The organism is Rahnella sp. P4_A8, from assembly GCF_056402435.1.
Window position 1 is genome coordinate 19,901 of sequence record NZ_JBFUHK010000006.1, and the last position, 23,585, is coordinate 43,485.

A 23,585-nucleotide genomic window follows, 5' to 3' on the forward strand; every position below is an offset into this window, starting at 1 on the left:
TGAAGATAATCCACCGGTTGCATCAAGTAACCGGTGGATATTAGGTGGGTTTGGGGCTAAATAAATGCGTTTTTAGAAACCTTTCTCAATATTTTCATCCATTCAGCCACCATATTTCAGAAATTTCAGGCGGACTTTTCGGCTTCGGTCAGACCTTTCTGGCCGTTTAAGGTCGCTTTTAACTGCCCTTCGTCCAGCTGATCACACCATTTTGCGACCACGATGGTGGCGACGCCGTTACCCACCAGATTGGTCAGCGCACGCGCTTCGGACATGAAACGGTCAATGCCCAGAATCAGTGCCAGTCCTGCAACCGGTAAATGGCCCACAGCAGACAACGTTGCCGCCAGCACGATGAATCCGCTGCCCGTTACGCCTGCCGCCCCTTTTGAAGACAACAGCAGCACCACAATCAGGGTGATCTGATGCCAGATATCCATATGGGTATTGGTCGCCTGCGCGATGAAGACTGCTGCCATCGTCAGATAAATCGAGGTGCCGTCCAGATTGAAGGAATAGCCGGTCGGAATGACCAGCCCGACCACCGATTTCTTACAACCCAGACGCTCCATTTTATCCAGCATGCGCGGCAGCGCTGATTCAGAAGATGACGTGCCCAGCACGATCAGCAGCTCTTCTTTAATGTAATTCACAAACTTGAAGATGCTGAAACCGGTGAAGCGCGCGATAAGCCCGAGCACCACCACCACGAACAAAATACAGGTCAGGTAGAAGCACAGGATCAGTTGTCCCAGTTGCACCAGCGAACCGACGCCGTATTTGCCGATGGTAAACGCCATGGCCCCAAATGCGCCAATCGGTGCGAGGCGCATGATCATATTGATGATGCCGAAAATGACCTGAGAGAAGCTTTCGATCACATTGAAAATCAGCTGGCCTTTGTGGCCCAGACGGTGCAACGCAAAGCCAAACAACACAGCAAATAGCAGCACCTGAAGAATGTTCCCGCTGGCGAATGCCCCAATCACGCTGGAGGGGATCACGTCCAGAAGGAACGGAATGATGCCCTGGCTTTGCGCCTGCTCGGCGTAAACCGCTACCGCTTTGGCATCCAGCGCGGCAGGATCCACGTTCATCCCGGCTCCCGGCTGTACAATATTGACGATCACCAGCCCGATGATCAGCGCCAGTGTACTGACAATTTCAAAGTACAGCAGCGCAATCGCACCGGTGCGGCCGACCGCTTTCATGCTTTCCATACCCGCAATACCGGTGACGACAGTACAGAAGATCACCGGCGCGATGATCATCTTGATTAATTTAACAAAACCATCACCAAGTGGTTTCATTTGAGCGCCAATCTCAGGGTAGAAATGCCCCAGAAGAACACCGACGGTAATAGCCAAAAGCACCTGAAAATACAGGCTTCTGAAGAGTGATTTTTTCATGAATACCCATCCTGAAGTGATTGCGCCGACTTCTATTTTTTGTAAGGTCAAAGGTAATGAGTGGCAGCAGGTAAATAACACAAGCACAACATGATGGAAATATTTCGTTTCCCTCCGCAATCACGAGTCATGAAAAACCGGAGCGGAAAGGATTCAGCAGGAAGTAATGTAAGTAAAAAAAGCGTCAGGAGGGGGAAATGCCGGACAAGAAGAGGTTTTCCTGTCCGTGGTACAGGTCAGGAAGGCTGGCAGAATTTCCGTTCGAAGTCAGTTTTGGAAAGCGGCGCGGAAAATAAATAGCCTTGTCCGAGCTGAATATTTTCCTTAAGCAGCCACTGACGTTGTTCCTCAGTTTCTACGCCTTCGGCTACCAGCTGAATATTCATGGCGCGACCAATCGAGGCCACAATATTCACCATCACTTCATCCTGCGGCAGCACGCTGACGAAGCTGCGGTCAATTTTGATGACATCAATAGGCAATGTGCGCAGCCGGTTGAGGTATTCCAGCCCGGAGTAACCCAGACCAAAATCATCAAGCTCGATGGAAACACCCACGGCGCGAAGTTCGCTGAGCAACAGCAGCGCGCGATCGAGATCATCAATGCGGGCCGTTTCCGTGATTTCCAGCACCAGTTGTCCCGGATTAATTTTGTAACGGCTCAGCAGGCTGCGCAGTTCCGGCAGGAAGTTACGCTGCTGTACCTGCGCGCCGGAGAGATTGACTGACAGCGGCAGGGGAATGCCTCGTTGCTGCCAGTCCGCCAGGATCTGACAGCCCAGCTCAAGAATTTTGTAACCCAGCTGACTCATGACGCCGATTTCTTCGGCCAGCACAATAAAATCGCTTTCCAGGCCGTAACTTCCATCGGCCATTTTACGACGCAGCAGGGCTTCCGCCCCGACCACCGTGTCGGTTGCCATATTCACCTGCGGCTGGATAAACAGCGTGAAATCATTCTGTTCCATCGCATGCAGGATTTCGTTTTCCTGCAGTAAGCGTTTCTGAATTTTTTCGGTCAGTTCCGGCTCGAAGAACAGGATTTGGTTTTTCCCCTGCTGATAGGCCGAGACTCTGGCCGCACGACCATTCACCATCAGTTGCTGCGCACTCACCGGGAATTCGCCGGTGTATTGCACGATGCCGATGCTGCCGGTCGGATGCAGAGACATATTGCCAGCATGACTTTCCTGCGGCGCATTGATGCGCTCCATGATTTGCCGCGCCAGACGCATCGCCATAAAGGGCCGCGGAATATCCGCCGCCAGCAGAGCAAATTCGTTATAACTCAGGCGCGCCAGCAGGCAGTTCTCAGGCAACACATTCATGATGGAAGAGATCAGCGGGCAATCCACATGGCCATCATCGCGCAGGCTTTCAATGCCGATTAACAGCAGGTGGAAACTTTTTTGCGGTTCAGCGCAATGCAGGCGGTGTTCCAGATGCTGCATAAACTGTTCTTCATTATTCAGCATGGTTTGAGAAGGCAGCAGTCCTTCACGGGCAGTGCATTGCGGCTTCTCCCGCTGTTGCTGATTGCGGTTGTAGCTGCGCACCAGCATGCCGATCTCATCGTCTTCGTGGCGTTGCGGCAGGGTTAGCTGATGGCCTGGCACCTCGCTTTCCGGCAGGGATTCCAGATCGCTGGCAATCGCGCGAAGCGGTTTCACGATCAAACGGTTGATAACCCAGCTCACGGAAATGGTCAGGATCAGCGCCAGCAACAGATATGTCGTCAGCATGGTCGAGAGCGCGCTGATGATGAACTGATACATGCGGTAGGAATCAGCCTGAAGGACCAGATAAGCCAGGGGTTTGGGGGCTTTAGGGCTGGCAGCCGCAGAATAGAGAGGTACGGAGATTGTCACCGGCAGATTGAAACCGCGGGTCACCCATTGCGGCACCGGGCGGCCTGGTGGGAAATGCGTATGCAGTGCGGCGATCTGATTGGGTAACACGACGTCGGCACGGCTCAGAATGCCCACCGGTTGCAGCGTATTCAGAATGTCCTGCGTTTCTTCCAGATCAACATCCAGCACGGCTTGCGAGAGCGGAACCCGAACAGAATGCGCAATATTCTCAAGTTGCTGGGCGTAATCGTCCCTCCGTTGCTGTACAAAGTGGAACAGCTGGATGACGATAAAAATACAAATGGTGATGGCCGCAATGCTCGACACGGCCGCCATCTGTTTAATCGTTAATGAACGCCTGACCCGCAACTTAATTCTCCATCTACCACCGACATGATTTTCCGCGCCCATCCGGGCATAAACGGTACTTGTGCGCAGTATACCTTATAACGTGTTATTTCGAGGTTAAAGACGAAGTTTTGGCTATAAAAAACAACATGTTTGCCGGTACACACCTACAATGAATATTCTTTATGTTGTTCAACTTAGAGAAAACATACATTACTCAGGTTAATCGAATAATTCACAGCATAAGAACATCCTGAGCCCGGCGCACCTGATGAATATTATGTGCTATTCATCACATAAAAAACCAAACATTATACTAATTTAACAAAAACGCATCGCAAAACAACATCAAAAACCTTTTGCGCCAGCCAGTTATGCCCGTGTTGTTTTTTATGCGGGTTAATCCTATTTTTTGTAAAAACTGCTCTATGCTGTAAAAGAACTGATATATTAAGACGAGTCCTATTCCCACATAAAACTTTAAAAATATTCATCTTTTTACACTCTTTGTTAACGGCCAATCACAGTCGTTTTGACGTCCAGAAAACACCGAAATATATAATCCTATCGGGCGGGATTTATGAATAAATATGATGACATTAAACGTTTTATGGATAAGACGAAGTTGGAAAATCTTGATTATAAAGAGCTTAATGAAAAATCAACGGGAGAATCCATAACAGGTTCAATGAATCAGTGGACGTTGATTAAACAAGTCTCAGCCAGCGAAGAGCCTGCCGGTCCACTTGATAACGGCCGTACCACGCAGCCAACGCCACAATCCATTTCTGCGGACGAGTTTTCGCTTTCTGCTTCTCAGTCTGTCAATGAGCAGCAGAAACCGCATGCTTCTGCCGCACAGCCTGTTATGCACACACCAGCCACGCCGATGTCTTCGGAGGTTACTCCTCCGCCAGCCGGTTTTGGTCTGCTTGATGCCCTGCGCGAAACGCTGCCGTCCGCACCCGTTCAGCCAGCCCCCGTGTCCGTGCAGCCCGCGCAACATCAGCCTGTTCACACAGCACCGACATTGCACGCCCAGTCAGTCATTCCTGACAGCGGCTCAGGTTTACTCGATTCATTGCGTAAAGCAATGCCCGAAGCGCCTTCAAAGCCTGCACCTGCGCCGGTTCAGACGCCTCAGCCAGAACAACACCCCGCCGCGCCGGTTTACCACCAGCCGCCGGTACAAAATCCAGCGCCAGTGGTGCCCGCATCCCCGGCGTCTGCTGAGGTTAACCAGCGCTTTAAACAAATGTTTAAACAGCGAGCGCCGCAGCCTGCCAGCGCTTATTTACATCGCGACACACCGCTTCAACCCCTGTTAGAGATGATTGCCTCATGCCGTTAGTTTGCGTTTGTTCACCGAAAGGTGGGGTAGGAAAAACCACGGTGGCCTCCAACCTGGCCTATTCGCTTGCCCGCAGTGGCAGCAAAGTGCTGGTCATCGATTTTGATGTGCAGAACGCCCTTCGCCTTCATTTCGGTGTACCTATTGCCGATACCCGCGGTTTTGTCGCCGGTTCGGGTAATGAATCCGACTGGAGCCAGTTCATCCTGAAAGCAGGTTCCAATACGTTTGTCTTACCTTACGGCGAAGTGACGGAAGATCAGCGGCTGGAATTCGAACATCAGCTTGCCAGCGATCCGCATTTTTTACAGCGCGGATTAAATACCGTCCTGAATTATCCGGGATTAATTATTATCGCGGATTTCCCTCCCGGCCCGAGTCCGGCATTAAAAGCCGTTCAGGCCATTGCTGATTTACATGTGGTGGTGATGCTGGCCGACACCGCATCATTATCTTTATTACCCTTAATGGAAAAAAACAAATTAATTGGCACCCCTTTGAATAACAAGTTGGGTGAATATTATGTTGTTAACCAAAGTGACACCCGCCGGACATTAAGCCGCGACGTCACCCAATTTTTCGAACAGCGTTTAAATGAAAGATTATTAGGCACAATCCACAGGGATGAATGTGTGCCAGAGGCCAATGCCTCGCAGCGCTCTATTATTGATTTCAGTCCGGTATCGGCTTCGGCATTTGATATTGAACTGATCAGCAAAAAAGTCGCCGCCATTTTAGGGATTAAAGTCGGTGATGGTGAATTACACGCCGCGCCTAAATCTGGCAGTTATTAGCTATCACTGTTAACAGCGACCCCAAAAGCGATGAATAAATTCCTGTTTTCTCTTCTTGTACTTCTGCTGCTGCCGGTGGCAGCAGTCATCATCATTACCCCGATGGACAGCCAGAAGCAGTACATTTTTGGCCTGATCAGCATCGGTCTGTTATTCCTGCTTGGCATCAGTAAAAGCCGACGGATTAGCGTGGTGATGGTCATCATGTCCGTCATGATGTCGACGCGTTATATTTACTGGCGTGCGACGGAAACGCTGCATTTTAATTCAACAATAGAAGCTATTTTAGGGATCGGCTTATTCCTTGCCGAACTGTATGTCTGGCTAATTTTGTTGCTGGGCTATCTGCAAACCACCTGGCCATTAAAACGCACCATCGAACCTTTGCCGGATGACACCACGCTGTGGCCAACCGTCGATGTGTATATTCCGTCTTATAACGAAAGTCTCGACGTAGTACGTGACACCGTGCTGGCGGCGCAGTGCATCGATTATCCGAAAGACAAAATCAAAATTTATGTTCTGGATGACGGTAAACGGGACGAATTTGCGGTGTTCTCCGCTGACGCCGGCGTGGGATATATCACCCGTAACGACAACTCCCATGCCAAAGCCGGCAACCTGAACCATGCAATGAAACTCACCAAAGGCGAGCTGATTTGCGTATTCGACTGTGACCACGTGGCCACCCGCGCGTTCCTGCAGGCGACGGTCGGCAGCTTCCTGAAAGACCCGCGTCTGGCGCTGATCCAGACACCGCACTACTTCTATTCACCTGACCCGTTTGAACGTAACTTGTCTGCGGGCCGCACCATGCCCAACGAAGGTGCCCTGTTCTACGGCCCGGTTCAGCAAGGTAACGACAACTGGAATGCGACGTTCTTCTGCGGCTCCTGTGCGGTTATCCGCCGTGTGGCCCTGGAAGAAGTGGGGGGTTTTGCGGTTGAAACGGTTACCGAAGATGCACACTCCGCGCTGAAAATGCAGCGTCGTGGCTGGAATACCGCGTTTCTGGATATCCCGCTGGCCGCCGGTCTGGCGACCGAACGTCTGGGTCTGCACGTCATTCAGCGTACCCGCTGGGCGCGCGGCATGACGCAAATTTTTCGGGTGGATAATCCGCTGCTCGGCCGCGGTCTGAAATGGCAGCAACGCCTGTGCTACCTGAACGCCATGCTGCACTTCCAGTTTGGTCTGCCGCGTGTGGTGTTCCTGACCGCACCGCTGGCTTTCCTGCTGTTCAACCTGAACATTATTTCCTCGTCCGCCAGCCTGATTTTTGCTTACGCGCTGCCGCACCTGGTGATGTCGCTGTACATCAACTCCCGCATGAACGGGCGTTTCCGCTACACCTTCTGGGGTGAGATTTACGAGACCGTGATGGCCTTCCACCTGATCCTGCCCACGCTGGTAACAATGTTCGCACCCAAACGCGGCAAGTTTAACGTGACCGATAAAGGCGGTTTGCTGGACGTCGGTTTCTTCGACTTCAACATCGTCAAACCTCACCTGATTGTCGCCATCCTGATGATTATCGGCATCGGTTACGGCATCGTGCGCGCCATCTTCCACAATTACTTTGCCATCGACCCAAACGTTATTGCGCTGAATATCGCGTGGGGCAGTTTCAGTGTGCTGATTTTGCTGGCAGCGATTGCAGTAGCGAAAGAAACCCGTCAGGTACGTAAAACTATCCGTATCGATGTGGCCATCCCGGCGATTATTCATTACGCCAATGGTATTTCACTGCGCACCACCACTATCGATATGTCGATGGGCGGTGTGCAGCTGGTGACGCCGGACGTGCGCTATCTGGATGAAGAAATTGAAGAAGTAGAAATTCAGCTGTCTTCCGGCGCGGAAAGTTTCCCGGTGACGCAAATCAGCGGAGACAAAGAGCGGTTGCGTCTGCAATTTGAAAACCTGCCGTTATCGAAACGCCGCGAGCTGGTTCGCGTGGTCTTATGCCGTGCTGATGCCTGGATTGGCGAAGAATACCCGCCGGATAACCCGTTCAGATCGCTGGTAAGCATCATCCGTTGCGTGTTCGAGTTGTTCTATAACACGTGGAAGGAACGCCGTGCTAAAAATAAACCCGCTGACGCCACCAGCAAGAGTGAAGCAGCATGAACCGACCTTATAACCTCATGAGTAAGCGCCGTTTATTGGCTGCACGGGGCGCATCCCTGTTCAGAAAAATCACCACCGGTTTGTTGCTGACGTTCAGCAGTCTGCCGTTGTCACAGGCGGAAGACGCGCCGGCACCAGCCGTTGATCCGGCAACCAGCCTGCCAGCCGCGCCGTCATGGCTACCGCCGGTCATGCCGATGCCGGGTGAAACGGCGCCAGCCGGTGACACAACGCCAGCCCCGGCCGCAGATGCACCACAGACGGATACCACGCCGGTGAATAACAGCCCGGCGATGCCTGATGTAACTGCCGATCCTTCCGCTGCCCCTGCGCCGGTAATGCCGCTGGTTCAGCCGGTGACCAGCAACGTCACCGTTGCCGAAATGGGCCAGCCAAACGGGCTGACGCTCAGCGGCGGCCAGTTGCAGTCCGGTATCATTTTCACCCTGCCTGCCGATGAAGTGGTGACTAACGCGCACCTGTCGCTGGCACTGAAAATTTCTCCGGCGCTGATTGCCCGCGATACCACACTCGAACTGATGCTCAACGGCCAGCCGCTGGGTAACCTGCCGCTGAATCAGAGCAGCAACGGCGGCGATGTTTACGATCTCGATATTCCGGCAGCCATGGTGGTATCCAACAACAACCTGAGCTTCCGCGTGCATGACAGCAACACCATGACCTGCGAGAAAGATCAGTCGGATAAATATTGGGTCACTATTTTGCCCACCACCAGCATCGGGCTGGAAGGTCAGCAACTGAATATTGGCCGTAATCTGGGTAACTTCCCGCGTCCGTTCTTTGATGGCCTGCAGATGCAGGAGTCCAAAATCACCATGGGCTTCTCTGCTGCCATGAAACCGGGCGATATCAGCGCTGCGGCGATGGTCTCTTCTTATCTCGGCATGTTGTCCGATTATCGCAGCGTCGATTTCCCGGTCATCCTGAATGATTTGCCGGATCAGAATGGCATTCTGTTCGGCAAGCCGGGGGATAAAATCGGTTCACTGACGTTGCCGGCGAGCAACGGCGCATCGATTCAGATTATCGATAACCCGATCAATCCGGTTTACAAGCTGCTGCTGGTACTCGGTAATGACGATAACCAACTGCGTCAGGCTGCGTATCGCCTGATCAGTGGCGGGATGCCGAACAACACCGACCATCTGGATGTGGCCCAGCAAACCATTCCGTCCAGCAAACCGTATGACGCGCCGCGCTGGATTGACACCTCACGGCCGGTGACGCTGGGTGAACTGGCGGGTAAAGATCAAGATTCGCTGATTTCAAACGGCATTTATCACGACGGCATTCAGGTCGCCTTCCGCGCTGCGCCAGATCTGTTCATGTGGGACGGACACAATATTCCGGTGCGCATTGATTACCGTTTCCCCACCGAAAACTGGATTGATGAAGACAGTTCAAGACTCAACGTCTCCATCAACAGCAACTTCCTGCGCAGCCTGACCGTCAACAAAGTGGGTCTGGTGGAAAATATCTGGCGTCGCCTGGGCGGTGACAGCCGTCAGGAACGCTACACGCTGCAACTCGCGCCCTACCTGATTTACGGCGACAACCAGTTGCAATTCTATTTCGACATCAAGCCGAAAAAAGATGCGCCGTGCAGCATTCTGACCAGCGACAATATTAAGAGCCGTATCGATCCAAAATCTTTCATCGATCTGAGCGGAAGCTACCACTTCGCTCAGTTGCCGAATCTGTCGTATTTCGTCGGCGCGTCTTATCCGTACTCCAAACTGGCTGATTTCTCCGACACCCTGATGCTGTTGCCGCAAACGCCGACGGCGGATGAAATCCACACCCTGCTGAACCTGGCCTCACGCGCCGGTAAAGCCACAGGCATGCCGGTGAATCATGTGCAGGTGGCCTTCGGCCTGAACGGTGATGAACAAAATAACCCGCTGTTTGACCGCGATATTCTGGCCGTCACCACGCTGGGCGACACGCCATTCAACCAGCAGTTACTCGCGGATTCTCCTTTCAGCATCAACGGTGGCTCAATGGGCGTAAAAACGCCGACCGAAATGCAGCGCGTTGTCGCCTGGCTGACCGGTGACTGGTACCGCCAGCCGGTCGATGCAGACCGTTATCTGTCCTCAACCGGCGCATGGCGTGGCTTCGTCAGCTACCGTTCGCGCTGGTCTGCCGACCATGTGGTCGTGCTGGCAACCGGTACAGACGATCAGCAGTTGCTGAAAATCCATAACGATTTGAAATCACCCAAAATCAACGCCAACGTGCGCGGCGATCTGGCGATTATTACCGATGAGAATGGCATCCGCAGCTTCTCAGTGGGTCAGCAATTCCCGACCGGGCAAATGCCGTGGTACATGATGGTGCTCTGGTATGCCAGCAAACACATCGTGATCCTGTCGTTGATTGCGACCCTGCTTTCGCTGGTGGTTGGCCTGAGCCTGTTCGTTGTCCTGCGTCGTCACGCGGCCAAACGTCTGGGTCAGAAATGAAAAGCATCGGCTTTAAAACAAAAACAATGAAGATCGCCCCGATTTCGGGCGGCGACTCTCTGGCGATTACCGGAGCTGGAAAATGAAGAAACATAAACTGTCCCTGGCGGTGATCAGGGCTATTTATCTGGTAGGGATCGCCGGAGTAGCGAGTTTTAGTGCCACCACCTTTGCAGCGGATACCACCAATCCTGCCATGAAAGCGTTGTTTGATCAGGCCGCTTACTGGCATGAACGCGCCCATGACGACCTGGCGAAAGACGCCTTACATAAAGTGCTGCTGGTTGAGCCAGACAATGCGCAGGCGCTGTACCTGATGTCGCTGTATTCCATGCAAAGTGGCGATAAAACCGCAGCCAGTCAGTGGCGCGAAAAACTGGCCGCTGCCTCGCCGGACGATCCGCGTCTGACATCGCTCAACAGCGCCAAAGCCATGCAGTCAATCCCGCCGGCTCAGCTGGCTTCTGCCCGCCAGATGGCCGCGCAGGGCAACGTCAGCGGTGCGCTTTCGGCGTACCGCACGATCTTTAACGGCAACCAGCCACTCGACAGCCTGGCGACCGAATACTATCTGACGATGGCGGGCGACAAGTCGCTCCAGCCGCAGGCCATTGCCGGCTTACAACAGCGTGTCGCCTCGCGTCCTGACGACACACAGGCGCGCCTTGGTCTGGGTAAGGTGCTGACGTATCAGGAATCCACCCGCCGCGACGGTATAAAATTACTGAGCACGATGGCCGGTTCCAGCACCGAAGCCGACCGCTCATTACGTCAGGCATTATTGTGGATGACGCCGCAGGAAGCTGACCGTGATTTTTATCAGGGCTATCAGGCGCGTCACCCGAACGACACCGGCGTGATGACATACTTCCAGAAAAACATCGGCGGCGCGGCGAAAGGTCAGGGCTTCACGGCACTGAACAGCGGCGACGTCAACAGCGCGAAAGCTAAGTTTGAAAGCGTGCTGGCCGATAACCCGAATGACGCCGATGCACTGGCCGGTCTCGGTTATATCGCGCAGCGCAGCGGTAACTTTGAGCAGGCGTCACAGTATCTGAGCAAAGCTGCCGCACAGGGCGGCCCGAACAGCACCCAGCTGAGCAATCAGGCACAGGATTCCGCGTTTTACGCCCAACTGGCGAAAGCCAAAGACGCCGCCGGTTCCGGCAGTTACGACGCCGCACTGGCGGCCGTCACTCCGCTGACGCAGGTCGGTGGTGAGAAAGGTCTGTCGGCCAGCCTGTTGCGTGCGGATATTCTGCGCCGCAAAGGCGATCTGGCCGGGGCTGAGCAACAATATAGCGCGCTGGGCGATAATGCCGATGCCCGCGCCGGGTTGTATTACGTGCTGCGTCAGCAGAACAAAACCGCCGAAGCCAGTCAGGTGCTGAAAACGCTGCCAGCCGGGATTCAGGCCAAAATGAACCCGCCGACCGTGGCGGATGTTATCGAGCCAATGCGCCGTCAGGCCGCCCAGGCCGTAGCGAACAACGATCCGCAGCGCGCACTGAATATTCTTCAGCAGGCACGGGAACGTCAGCCGTCAAATGTCTGGGTGAAACTGGATATGGCGCGCATCCTGCAATCGCAGGGGCAAACCGCGCAGGCACAGTCAATCATGGCGCCGTCTGCGCGTCCGGGTGCCTCTTCTGCCGATCTGTACGCCGCGGCCCTGTTCGCGTCAGAAACCAAAAACTGGTCAACCGCCAACGCCCTGCTCTCGCGTATTCCGCGCAGCAGTCAGAATCAGGGGATGCGTGAACTGGCGCAGCGCGCCAACTTCAATGCGCAAATGGCCGATGCCGAAAGCTATCTGCAACAGGGCAATGCCGCCGCTGCGTCTAACACCTTGCGTGCGCTGGCACAGAATCCACCAGCCGCGCCTGCGGATGTCGGCGCGCTGGCGAAAAACCTGGCGGCGGCCGGTCAGCTTCCGCTGGCGGTGCAACTGGTTCGCCAGAATATGCGTCAGGGCGTCAACGGCAATGCCGGGGATTACGCCGATCAGGTCAGCGTGCTGAATCAGGCCGGTCTGAGCAATGAGGCGCAAGCCTTCCTGCAAAATCCACAAATCCAGTCCGGCACGTCACCGACAGCGCTGGCGAGCCTGCGTAACGGTTTCGTGATCACCCAGGCTGACCAGTTGCGCGAACAGGGTCAGTACGCAGCGGCCTACGACAAACTGGTCGTCGCGTTGCAGGCTGATCCGCAAAACCGCGACCTGATGCTGGCGATGGCGCGCCTGTATCAGTCCGGAAAACTCAATAAACAAGCCGGTCAGGTCTATAACTACCTGATGAGCAACGACACACCGACACAGGATGCACGCGTCGGTGCGATTAATGTTGCGCTGGGCGAAGGTGATAACCAGCGCGCCAAAACGCTGATGGAAGGCCTGCGCGGACCGCGTACGCCGGACCGTCTGTTACTCGAAGCGCGCGTCGCCGAAGCACAGGGCGATCATCAGCAGGCGCTGGCGTTACTGCGTTCTGCGAAGGGCAAGATGATCGGGCTGGAAGGCACAGACAGTCAGGCGCAGGTGGCCGGATTGCAGATCAGCGACAACCCGTTCATCAACCGCTCAACACGCACCTCCGCCTCACGACCGGCGACACAATCTTCTTACGGCGCCGTATTGCCGTGGCAGGTATCAGATCAGGTTTCCACGCCGGGAAATATTCCGGCGGCAACGACCGAACCGACAGCGGTCACACAGCGTAATGCCACGGAAAAACAGATCGACGACATGCTCGACGAGTTGCAGGGCAAGACCGCGACCTGGGCGCAGGGTGATATGTCGATCCGTGGCCGTGACGGCGAAAGCGGTCTCAGCCAGCTGACCGAAGCTAAAGCACCGATGACCTTTGCCTTCGTGCCGTTTGATACGTCCCGTCTGAGTATTGGCGTCACGCCGGTTTCTCTCAGCGCAGGCAACCCGTCCGGTACCGGCAATTCCCGCTTCGGTCAGGGCGCACTGGCTGCAGCACAGTCGGCGCAGAAAGATGTCGCCGCAGCCGCAGCAGCGGCGGGTCTGGATCCAACATTAAGCCTGGCTGAATTGAGGAAAAGCATAACGTCTAACGACCTCAGCACTGCATGTGCCGCCACAGGTGATGCTGCGAAATGCTCGGCTTACAGCACAATAAATAGTATTGATCCAACCACTTACAGTGCAACAGAAGCAGGCAATCAAAGCGCAACCGGCGTAGAAGTGAACGCTGCGCTGACCGGTGACAGCTATAAAGCCGATATCGGCAGTACGCCGCTCGGGCAGGATCTGAACTCGCTGGTCGGTGGCGTGCAATGGGCACCGAAACTGACTGACTTCACCACCCTGCGCGTGACGGCTGAGCGTCGTGCTGTCACTGACAGTATTCTGTCCTACGTCGGCACCAAAGATAATTACAGCGGCAAGGAATGGGGTCAGGTCACTAAAAACGGCGGCAGCGTCAATCTGTCGTACGACGATGGCGATGCTGGTTTTTACGCCGAAGCGGGTTATTACAGCTATCTGGGTAACAACGTGAAGAGCAACAAATCGGTGAACGCCAATGCCGGTCTGTATGTACGTCCGTTCCGTTATGACGATCGTGAACTGAAAACCGGCATCAACGTCGGTTACATGGATTTCGACAAAAACCTCAGCTATTACAGCTTCGGTCAGGGCGGTTACTTCAGCCCGCAAAACTATGTCAGCGTCTCCTTCCCGGTGGAATACACCCAGAAATATGACGACTGGGATCTGAAACTGTCCGGCGCGGTGGGCTATCAGTCTTATTCGCAGGATAAGAGCGCCTACTTCCCGAATAACCCGGACCTGCAGAAACAACTGGAAGATCTGGTGGCTGAGGGCTACGGCACAGAAGCTTATTACAGCGGTAAAACGCAAAATGGCATCGGCTGGAATGCGGGCGTCGGCGGCAACTATCATCTGAACAAAAGCATGCAGATTGGCGGACAGGTTGGCTACGATACTTTCGGCGATTACAACGAAAGCAAAGCGCAGGTCTACTTCCGTTATCTGATGGGCCAAAATTAATCGCGGTGAAATAAAACCATGCAAGAACATAACTATACTCAGGTCGCGCAGGAATATTACCGCCAGCGCCACACCACACCCGGCTGGCAAAGCCTGGTGCAGGTGCTATTTTCAGGTATTCTGGCGTCCGCCGATGACGAAGATGGCCGCCGCTTTCTGACCCTGATGGGCAATAACCTGGCACGCCAGCATCCGCTTCCCGCCTCTGCGACCCTTGGCGAACTGGAAGACAATATCAATCATATTCTCAGCCGTTTTGACTGGGGTGTCGTGAAGCTGGAAGCGACTTCGCAACAACTGGCGCTGGTGCACATTGCCTGGCCGGCATCACCGCAAGGGCAGGATGATGCGTTGTGGCCTATTGCGCTCATCGCCCTGTTTGAAGGACTGTATGCTGAGTGGTTGTTATCACAAGGCGGGCAACCCTATGTTCCGCTGCGCTGGCAGGAAAGCACACCGGAAGGCGCATTCGTTTTTCGTTATCAAAATGGTTTGTAAGGAATCTCTATGTCGTTATTTCGGCGCTACAGCCTGGTGCTGTGGTTCGGCCTTATTTTCGCGTTTTTCAGTTCCGCTGTAATGGCTCAGGATGCTGGCTGGTCTGCGTATAAAAGTCGCTTTCTGATGCCAGATGGACGAATCATTGATACCGCCAATAAAAACGTCAGTCACACCGAAGGTCAGGGTTTCAGTATGCTGCTCGCGGTGTTCAATGACGATCAGGCGACGTTCGACAAGCTGTGGCAGTGGGCAAACACGACGCTCTATCGCAAAGATATCGGCCTGTATTCATGGCGGTATGACCCGAACAGCACTCCGCATGTGGCAGATATCAACAACGCCTCTGATGGCGATACGCTGATGGCCTGGGCGCTGTTGCTGGCGGGTGATAAGTGGAACGACAGCCGTTACACCAAAGCCTCTGAAAAATTGCAGACGGCGCTGATCAAATACAATGTGATTGATTACGCCGGTTACAAAGTGATGCTGCCGGGCGTGAAGGGTTTCAATCAGACCAGCAACGTAACCGTCAATCCGTCCTATTTCATCTTCCCGGCCTGGCAGGCATTTTATGCGCACAGCCATTTGAAAGTCTGGAAAGATCTGGATGAAAGCAGCACCGCGATGCTCAGTAAAATGGCGTTTGGCGATTTCCGCTTACCGACGGACTGGGTGGATATGCAGGCCGATGGCACCCTGAAACCGGCCAGCCGCTGGCCAACGCGTTTCAGTTACGATGCCGTGCGTATCCCGCTGTATCTCGGCTGGGCGCATCCCGGCAGCCCGCAACTGGCACCGTTTATTCTGTGGTGGCAAAAATCCCCACGCGACGCCACACCCGCCTGGATTGATGTCATGACCGGCACCAAAGCGGGCTACAACATGTCACCGGGATTATTAGCCGTGCGCGATTTCACCATGGCCAACGCTGGCGCCATCAGCCCGAACCTGGCACCGAAAGACGATTACTACTCTTCCACCCTGCAACTGCTGAGCTGGTGGGCAAGTCATAAAGGATAAGCGTACTCTGAAATAGTAAGGCCAGTCAGTGGATGCTGACTGGCCTTTTTTGTTGTAATCGATTGCATATATACAATCGATTAATTCTAAAATGATTGTATATATACAATTGATTTATCCAAATTTGATTGTATATTTAATATTGAAAATCAATAAATCTATTGTAAATATGCAATTAAAAGGTTTCTCTATGTGGGATAAAGAATTAAAGATCAAACAGGTAGACAACCTTCTCAATGAAATGAAACCTCGACGCAAAGCCAAGCGCCCAAAAAAAGGATGGATACAACTTCTCAGAAGCGCGCTGGGTATGAGCACCCGCTCCCTTGCCGAACGATGTGGTTTAAGTCAGTCGCGCATCTCGCTGATAGAAAAAGGTGAAATTGAAGGGTCGCTAACGCTGAATACACTGGAAAAAATCGCTGAGGGCTTGGATTGTGAGCTTGTATACTTTTTGCAGCCAAAGCAAGGGCGAACGCTGCAAGAACTAAGAGAGCAGCAGGCCGGGAAAAAAGCGAAATTCCTTAATCAGTACACTGAAATTCATATGTCACTGGAACAGCAATCCACATCATCAGCGTTCCAAGAATCGACACAAGACAAGCTTAAAAGCGACCTATTACAAAAATGGCCTCGGGATTTCTGGGATGAAAAATGAGCGAAACCATCAATAATGGCCTTCCTGAAGGGGCAACGGAACTTAGCCCTGACGATCTGGCCGGTTTAATTCCCGACTACATCTTTACCCGGGAAGACCTGAATCAATTTGAAAAAACGAACATACAGCAGGCATTAGCGCATCTCAGCCGTCAGAAGCTGATTTACACAGAGATCTTAACTGTCGATTTCTGTCTTCGATTACACCGCAACATGTTCAATAAAACGTGGGAATGGGCGGGGCAACTCAGACGCAGAGAAGTAAACATCGGGAATACGCCGCCTTATATGATCTCAATGCGTGTCAGAGATACTCTCGATAATGCAATTTTCTGGATTGAAAACGAAACTTACCCACCCGATGAAATCTGCCTGAGACTTCACAGAGACATTGTATGGATCCACCCTTTTCCCAATGGGAATGGAAGGCATTCCCGGATATTTTGCGACGTGCTTCGTCGCGCGCTTGGAAGGGGGTTCTTTCCCTGGGGGATATCAGCAGGCGAACTCGTTTCACCAGATGCACATCGCGCTGAATACATTCTCGCTCTGAGAGAAGCCGACAATGGCGATTATAGGCGCCTTATCAGATTTGCTTCTGACTAAATATTACCCAGAAAAAAGCCCGCTTTCGCGGGCTTCGTTATAACGGCGGGGGATTACTGATTTACGGCGACCGTCTGCGTCGTACCGGTTTCATCCTGATCGACGGCAAAGCAGGCGACGAGCTGATCGCCGTACTGTTTCAGCTGCGGCTGGAACTGTTTGCAGGTGCCGAACGCACGGCGGCAGCGGGCGTTGAACGCGCAACCGGCTGGCGGATTCAGCGGGCTTGGCAGCTCGCCGGTCAGTTTGATGCGCTCACGGCGTTCGTCCGGGTTCAGACGCGGTGTCGCGGACAACAGCGCCTGTGTGTACGGATGACGCGGATTGCTGAAGATGGCGTCTTTCGGCCCCTTCTCCACGCAGCGTCCCAGATACATCACCATCACTTCGTCAGCAATGTGTTCAACCACGGACAAGTCGTGGGAGATGAAGACGTACGACAGCCCTAAATCCTGCTGCAAATCCATCATCAGGTTCAGTACCTGCGCACGCACGGAAACGTCGAGCGCGGAGACCGGTTCATCGGCGATCACCACGTCCGGATCCAGCATCAGACCGCGAGCGATAGCAATACGCTGACGCTGGCCGCCGGAGAACATGTGCGGATAGCGGTCGTAATGCTCGGTTTTCAGGCCGACTTTCGCCATCATCGCCAGGGCTTTTTCGCGACGTTCTTCGCGGCTAAGTTTGGTGTTGATCAGCAAGGGCTCTTCGAGGATCTGCCCGACTTTCTTACGCGGGTTGAGCGATCCGTAAGGATTCTGGAACACGATTTGGATCTTCTGACGGCGCAGCTTTTCAGCGGTTGCGTCAGGTTTCAGCAAATCCTGACCACGGTAATACAGCTCACCGCCGGTCGGCACTTCAATCATGGTCAGCAGGCGGCCCAGCGTGGATTTACCACAACCGGACTCCCCGACCACCGCCAGCGTTTTACCGCGTTCGAGGGTAAACGACACGCCGTCGAGCGCTTTCACCGTGCGTTCCTGGCCGAAGATGCCCTTCTTCACCGGGTAATGTTTTTTCAGGTCAATCGCGTGCAACAGCGGCTGCGGTTGGGTGTTATCAGGACTCATAAGTAGGTCTCCCGGCATCATCCAGCGGATAATGGCACTTCGACTGACGCCCGTTCGCGAGGTCACGCAGCGCAGGTTCTTCTTTACGGCAAAGATCGGTTGCATACGGGCAACGCGGATTCAGCAGACAGCCGTTAGGACGGTCATATTTACCCGGCACCACACCCGGCAAGGATTGCAGACGCGCTTTATCTGCGGCGAATTCCGGCAGTGAGCGCAGCAGCGCCTGCGTATACGGATGGCGTGGCGCACGGAAGATTTCCGTGGCTTTTGCCGATTCCACTACCTGTCCGGCATACATCACAATAATGTGCTGCGCGGCTTCGGCCACCAGTGCCAGGTCATGGGTGATCAGCATCAGCGCCATGTTTTCGCGTTGTTGCAGATCGAGCAGCAGTTCAATAATCTGCGCCTGAATGGTCACGTCGAGCGCGGTGGTTGGCTCATCGGCGATCAGTAATTTCGGGCGACAGGCAATCGCCATTGCGATCATCACGCGCTGACTCATCCCGCCGGAAAGCTGATGCGGATAGACATCGAGACGCGAAGCCGGATCCGGAATACCCACCAGATTCAGCAAATCGATGGTGCGCTGACGACGGGTCTTTTTGTTGCCGCCCTGATGCACCTTGATGGCTTCCATAATCTGGAAACCGACGGTGTAACACGGGTTCAGGCTGGTCATCGGATCCTGGAAAATCATCGCGACTTCGGCACCGACAATCTGGCGGCGTTCTTTTTCGCTGATGCCCTGCAGATTACGGCCACCAAACTCGAGTTTTTCAGCCATCACTTTACCGGGGAAGTCGATCAGCCCCATCAGCGCCAGTGAACTGACTGATTTACCGGAGCCGGATTCACCGACAATCCCGACCACTTCGCCCTGTTTCACGCTGTAACTGATACGGTCTACGGCGCGGAACGGCGTCCCTTCGTCACCAAAGTGAACGGAGAGTTTATCCACGGTCAGCAACGTTTTGCCGACCTGAACATCATTCGTTAATGTTGTTTCCATCTCCAACCCCTTACTGCTTAAGTTTAGGGTCGAGGGCATCACGCAGGCCATCACCCATCAGGTTAAATGCCAGCACCGTCAGCAGAATGATCACGCCGGGGAAGGTCACGACCCACCAGGCACTTTGAGCAAACTGTAAGACGTCCGACAGCATGGTGCCCCACTCCGGCGTTGGCGGCTGTGCGCCCATACCGAGGAAGCCCAACGCTGCCATATCAAGGATGGCGTTGGAGAAGCCGAGCGATGCCTGAACGATCAGCGGCGCTAAGCAGTTAGGTAAAATATTGATGAACATCTGACGGGCAGAACCGGCACCGGCCACGCGCGACGCAGTGACGTAGTCGCGGTTCACTTCCACCAGCACCGCAGCACGGGTTAAGCGGACATAGTGCGGTAAGGCCACGAAGGTCAGCGCCAGCGAGGCGTTAACAATCGATGGGCCAAAAATTGCCACCAGCACCAGTGCCAGCAACAGGCTTGGCAGGGCCAGCATGATATCGACCACACGCATGATGATGGCGTCAACCACACCGCCGTAGTAACCGGCAAACAGACCGAACACCACGCCGAGGATCAGCGACAGTACGACGACCAGGCAACCGACCAGCAGCGATAAACGCGCGCCGTACATCAGACGCGACAGAATATCGCGGCCGACGTCGTCGGTGCCCAGCAGGAATTTCCAGCTCCCGCCTTCCATCCAGACCGGCGGGCGCAACAGCGCGTCACGGAACTGTTCGGCAGGCAGATGTGGTGCAATCACGTTCGCACCAATCGCAATGACCAGCATGATAATGATGTAAGCCAGGCCGACAACGGCCCCTTTGTTACGCTTGAAGTAATGCCAGAATTCGCGCAAAGGCGGCATCGGCACTGGCGCAGCCGTCACTAACTCGTTAGCGACCGGCTCAGTGGTTTGAGACATTGTGCGCCCCTTATTTCTTGTGGCGAATACGCGGGTTGACCACGCCGTAGAGCACATCTACCAGCAGGTTAACCACGATGATCAGAGTAGCGACCAGCAACACCCCGCCCTGCACGACCGGATAGTCGCGGCGCTGGAGTGCGTCAATCAGCCACCGGCCGAGTCCCGGCCAGGAGAAGATGGTTTCGGTCAGGATGGCACCGCCGAGCAGCGTACCGACCTGCAAACCAATGATGGTCACCACCGGCAACAGCGCATTGCGCAGTGCATGAATGACGATCACCCGCATACGGCTGACGCCTTTGGCGCGCGCGGTACGGATGTAGTCTTCGCCCAGCACTTCCAGCATGGAAGAACGGGTCATACGCACAATCACCGCCAGCGGAATGGTGCCCAGTACGATGGCCGGTAAAATCATGTGCATCACGGCATCCACGAAATCACCCGGTTCGCCCCAGAACAGCGTGTCGATCAGCATAAAGCCGGTCAGCGGCAGGCTGTCATCCAGGAAGACGGTATCGCTTATTCGCCCCGATACGGGCGTCAGATTGAGCTGCACCGAGACCAGCATCACCAGCATGATCCCCCACCAGAATATCGGCATCGAATAGCCGGTCAGCGAGATCCCCACAGCCGTGTGGTCGAATATCGATCCCCGTTTTACCGCCGCCAGCACACCCACCGGAATACCGACAATGATCGCGAAGATCATCGCGCAGATGCCCAGTTCCAGTGTCGCTTTGAAGCGCGGTACGAATTCCTGCCAGACAGGGGTGCGGCTTTTTAAGGACGTGCCCAGGTCGCCATGCAGCACACCGTTCACGTAGTGGAAATATTGTTGGTAAAGAGGCTTGTCGAGCCCCATATCTGCCATCAGCTGGGCGTGACGTTCGGGGGAAACACCGCGTTCGCCTGCCATGATGGTGACCGGGTCGCCTGGTATCATGTGTACGAAGGCAAAAGTCAGCAAAGTAATGCCGATAAACGTTGGGATAACTAACCCCAGACGTCGGAGTATGAACTGCAACATATCCCGTACTCTCTGTATAAAATGCCCGGCGAACCGTAGCTCGCCGGGCTTATTGATAGCTCACAAAACTTTATATCGCTGAACTAAAAGACGTAGTGAGCGCTCAGCGAGCAAGGCGGAGGAGCAGAGCAATTGAGACATACCATTAGGTAGGCGAAAATTGCGAGCACCGCACAACGCAGCTCCCTGTGCGCTCAGTAGTCAATTACTCCATTGAGACGTTTTCGAAGTGGTGTTTGCCGAGCGGATCGACGACATACCCTTTGACTTCTTTGCGAACAGGTTCGTATACGGTGGAGTGAGCGATGATCAGCGCAGGTGCCTGGTCATGCATCACAACCTGAGCCTGCTGATACAGCGCGGCACGTTTGGCGTGATCAGATTCAGCACGGGCTGGCTGGATCAAATCTTCAAACGGCTTGTAGCACCAGCGGGAGTAGTTGGAACCGTCTTTCGCCGCTGCACAGCTGAACAGGGTAGCGAAGAAGTTATCCGGATCCCCATTGTCGCCGGTCCAGCCCATCATCACAGACTGGTGCTCACCGTTCTTAGCACGCTTGAGGTATTCGCCCCACTCGTAAGTCACGATGTTGGCTTTCACGCCAATTTTTGCCCAGTCAGCCTGGATCATTTCAGCCATACGGCGTGCGTTCGGGTTGTACGGACGCTGTACCGGCATCGCCCACAGGTCGATAGCGAAACCGTCTGCGTGACCGGCTTCTTTCAGCAGCTCTTTGGCTTTCTCAGGATTGTATTCGTAATCCACAACGTCTTTGTTGTAGCCCCACATGGTTGGTGGGATCAGGTTTTTAGCCGGCTGGCCAGCACCCTGATAAACCGCATCGATGATGGCTTTTTTGTTCACAGCCATGGTCAGTGCCTGACGCACTTTCACTTCATCCAGTGGTTTCTTCTCAACGTTGAAGGACAGATAACCTACGTTCAGGCCAGGCTGTTGCATCAGGTTGATGGATTTATCTTTCTTCATTGCCGCGATGTCAGCCGGGTTCGGGTATGGCATCACCTGGCATTCGTTTTTCTGCAGTTTCGCGTAACGCACGGAAGCGTCAGGCGTGATGGAGAAGACTAAACGGTCGATCTGCGGCTTGGTGCCCCAGTAGCCCGGGAAGGCTTTGTAGAGAATGCGTGAATCTTTCTGGTATTGCAGAAGCTGGAACGGACCGGTACCGATCGGATCCAGGTCGACTTTCTCAGGGGTTTTCGCTTTCAGCATGTTGTCAGCGTATTCCGCAGACAGGATGGAAGCGAAGTCCATCGCGAGGTCAGCCAGGAACGGAGACTCCGGGCGGTTCAGTACGAACTGCACGGTGTTGTCGTCCACTTTCACGATCTTGTTAATCAGATCGCCCATGCCCATGCCTTCGAAGTATTCGTAGCTGCCGCCGGAAACGCCGTGGTAAGGGTTATTTTTGTCCAGCTGACGTTCGAAGGAATAAATTACGTCGTCCGCGTTGAAATCACGGGTCGGTTTGAATTCCTTGTTGTCCTGCCACTTCACGCCTTTGCGCAGATGGAAAGTGTAGGTTTTGCCATCAGCAGACACGTCCCACTTCTCAGCCAGACCCGGCTGGATTTCAGTGGTCCCGATCTTGAATTCAACCAGACGGTTGTAGATAGGCACGGAGCTTGCGTCATACGTGGTGCCAGAGGTGAACAACTGAGGGTTGAAGCCTTCAGGTGAACCTTCAGAGCAATACACTAACGTTTTTGCCTGGACACTGGCCGCAACGGTCAGCGCAATCAGGCCCATACTGAATTTCAGTAGCCCCGACTTACCTAAAGAGATTGTCATCGCTTCTGCTCCATCGATTAATGGTGATGTGGATGTGTGTGTTGTGTATACAGCTCACGTCACCCTTTATTTTTATTTGCGGGTGACTGTGTTTGCTCGTGTGCTGCAATAAGTCCAACCAGAGCATGGTGAACTGCCATTTTTTTCCTTCGATCTGTAAAGCTGTCTTTACAAAATCTTACCGGAAATAATCACTGGTCTTCCTTGGGGCTATCAATTTGGCAACTCCTTTCCTTGACGTCAATATAACCATCAGGCATTTACACAGACTGTGAGTTACAACAAACAAACATAAAAAAACATTTTGTTAACCAAATCAGGATGAATGTTCAGTTTGCGCAGTGAATAACCAGACAATCCCCTTTGTAAAAGAATATTCCTGGGGGTTTCGCCCATTTTAAATCCCTAAAAATTTCTGGCTAAATGATGAATATATGAACGGTTATTTTTGAGATAGGGGTGGAAACCAGCGGAAAATGCTGACAAGTGTAGCAAACGGCGTCGACTCATCAGCGAAAGCGTTTGCGCTGGCACC

At 53.8% G+C, this 23,585-nt stretch carries 16 protein-coding genes; 9 read left to right on the plus strand and 7 right to left on the minus strand.

Annotation, left to right across the window (positions count from 1 at the left end):
- Positions 1 to 125: 125 nt before the first annotated feature.
- Both AC1DUO_RS04985 and hmsP read right to left on the minus strand, forming a co-directional pair.
- Complete coding sequence (locus AC1DUO_RS04985; RefSeq protein WP_013573460.1) at positions 126 to 1,409, minus strand: dicarboxylate/amino acid:cation symporter; 1,284 nt, start codon at positions 1,407 to 1,409, stop codon at positions 126 to 128.
- Positions 1,410 to 1,645: 236 nt separating this feature from the next.
- Positions 1,646 to 3,628, minus strand: coding sequence for a biofilm formation regulator HmsP (gene hmsP, locus AC1DUO_RS04990; RefSeq protein ID WP_119261076.1), 1,983 nt, complete (start codon positions 3,626 to 3,628; stop codon positions 1,646 to 1,648).
- Between the two features lie 559 nt (positions 3,629 to 4,187).
- On the opposite strand from hmsP, the gene AC1DUO_RS04995 reads away from it, so the two are divergent.
- From AC1DUO_RS04995 to AC1DUO_RS05035, 9 genes are all read left to right on the plus strand, one after another.
- Positions 4,188 to 4,958, plus strand: coding sequence for a hypothetical protein (locus AC1DUO_RS04995; protein ID WP_013573458.1), 771 nt, complete (start codon positions 4,188 to 4,190; stop codon positions 4,956 to 4,958).
- Entirely contained in the window at positions 4,949 to 5,752 is an 804-nt protein-coding gene (bcsQ, locus tag AC1DUO_RS05000; RefSeq protein WP_013573457.1) for a cellulose biosynthesis protein BcsQ, read from the plus strand. The genes AC1DUO_RS04995 and bcsQ overlap by 10 nt, the downstream gene beginning before the upstream one ends.
- Positions 5,753 to 5,782: 30 nt before the next feature.
- Positions 5,783 to 7,882, plus strand: a complete 2,100-nt coding sequence (gene bcsA, locus AC1DUO_RS05005; RefSeq protein WP_013573456.1) for a UDP-forming cellulose synthase catalytic subunit — start codon at positions 5,783 to 5,785, stop codon at positions 7,880 to 7,882.
- Positions 7,879 to 10,368, plus strand: a complete 2,490-nt coding sequence (bcsB, locus tag AC1DUO_RS05010; protein WP_112151975.1) for a cellulose biosynthesis cyclic di-GMP-binding regulatory protein BcsB — start codon at positions 7,879 to 7,881, stop codon at positions 10,366 to 10,368. Before bcsA ends, bcsB begins: the two co-directional genes overlap by 4 nt.
- 82 nt (positions 10,369 to 10,450) lie before the next feature.
- Positions 10,451 to 14,407 carry a cellulose biosynthesis protein BcsC gene (locus AC1DUO_RS05015; protein WP_119261075.1) on the plus strand — a complete coding sequence of 1,319 codons (3,957 nt, stop codon included), beginning with the start codon at positions 10,451 to 10,453 and terminating at the stop codon, positions 14,405 to 14,407.
- Between the two features lie 18 nt (positions 14,408 to 14,425).
- Positions 14,426 to 14,905: a cellulose biosynthesis protein BcsD gene (gene bcsD / locus AC1DUO_RS05020; RefSeq protein WP_013573453.1), complete on the plus strand. Its 480-nt coding sequence runs from the start codon at positions 14,426 to 14,428 to the stop codon at positions 14,903 to 14,905.
- 9 nt (positions 14,906 to 14,914) lie between these two features.
- Positions 14,915 to 15,928, plus strand: a complete 1,014-nt coding sequence (locus AC1DUO_RS05025) for a family 8 glycosyl hydrolase (protein ID WP_013573452.1) — start codon at positions 14,915 to 14,917, stop codon at positions 15,926 to 15,928.
- Between the two features lie 190 nt (positions 15,929 to 16,118).
- Positions 16,119 to 16,586, plus strand: a complete 468-nt coding sequence (locus AC1DUO_RS05030) for a mobile mystery protein A (protein ID WP_013573451.1) — start codon at positions 16,119 to 16,121, stop codon at positions 16,584 to 16,586.
- A complete protein-coding gene (locus tag AC1DUO_RS05035) occupies positions 16,583 to 17,191 on the plus strand; it encodes a mobile mystery protein B (protein ID WP_013573450.1) in 609 nt (202 codons plus the stop codon). The genes AC1DUO_RS05030 and AC1DUO_RS05035 overlap by 4 nt, the downstream gene beginning before the upstream one ends.
- Positions 17,192 to 17,244: 53 nt before the next feature.
- Here the strand turns inward: AC1DUO_RS05035 and dppF are convergent, their stop codons facing one another.
- From dppF to dppA, 5 genes are all read right to left on the minus strand, one after another.
- On the minus strand, positions 17,245 to 18,267 hold the full coding sequence (gene dppF, locus AC1DUO_RS05040) for a dipeptide ABC transporter ATP-binding subunit DppF (protein WP_013573448.1): 1,023 nt from the start codon (positions 18,265 to 18,267) through the stop codon (positions 17,245 to 17,247).
- Entirely contained in the window at positions 18,257 to 19,282 is a 1,026-nt protein-coding gene (dppD, locus tag AC1DUO_RS05045; protein ID WP_013573447.1) for a dipeptide ABC transporter ATP-binding protein, read from the minus strand. Before dppD ends, dppF begins: the two co-directional genes overlap by 11 nt.
- Before the next feature lie 10 nt (positions 19,283 to 19,292).
- Positions 19,293 to 20,207, minus strand: coding sequence for a dipeptide ABC transporter permease DppC (gene dppC, locus AC1DUO_RS05050; protein WP_013573446.1), 915 nt, complete (start codon positions 20,205 to 20,207; stop codon positions 19,293 to 19,295).
- Positions 20,208 to 20,217: 10 nt separating this feature from the next.
- Positions 20,218 to 21,237 carry a dipeptide ABC transporter permease DppB gene (gene dppB, locus AC1DUO_RS05055; RefSeq protein WP_013573445.1) on the minus strand — a complete coding sequence of 340 codons (1,020 nt, stop codon included), beginning with the start codon at positions 21,235 to 21,237 and terminating at the stop codon, positions 20,218 to 20,220.
- A 205-nt stretch (positions 21,238 to 21,442) separates the two neighbouring features.
- Positions 21,443 to 23,050, minus strand: a complete 1,608-nt coding sequence (gene dppA, locus AC1DUO_RS05060) for a dipeptide ABC transporter periplasmic-binding protein DppA (protein WP_013573444.1) — start codon at positions 23,048 to 23,050, stop codon at positions 21,443 to 21,445.
- Between the last annotated feature and the right edge of the window lie 535 nt (positions 23,051 to 23,585).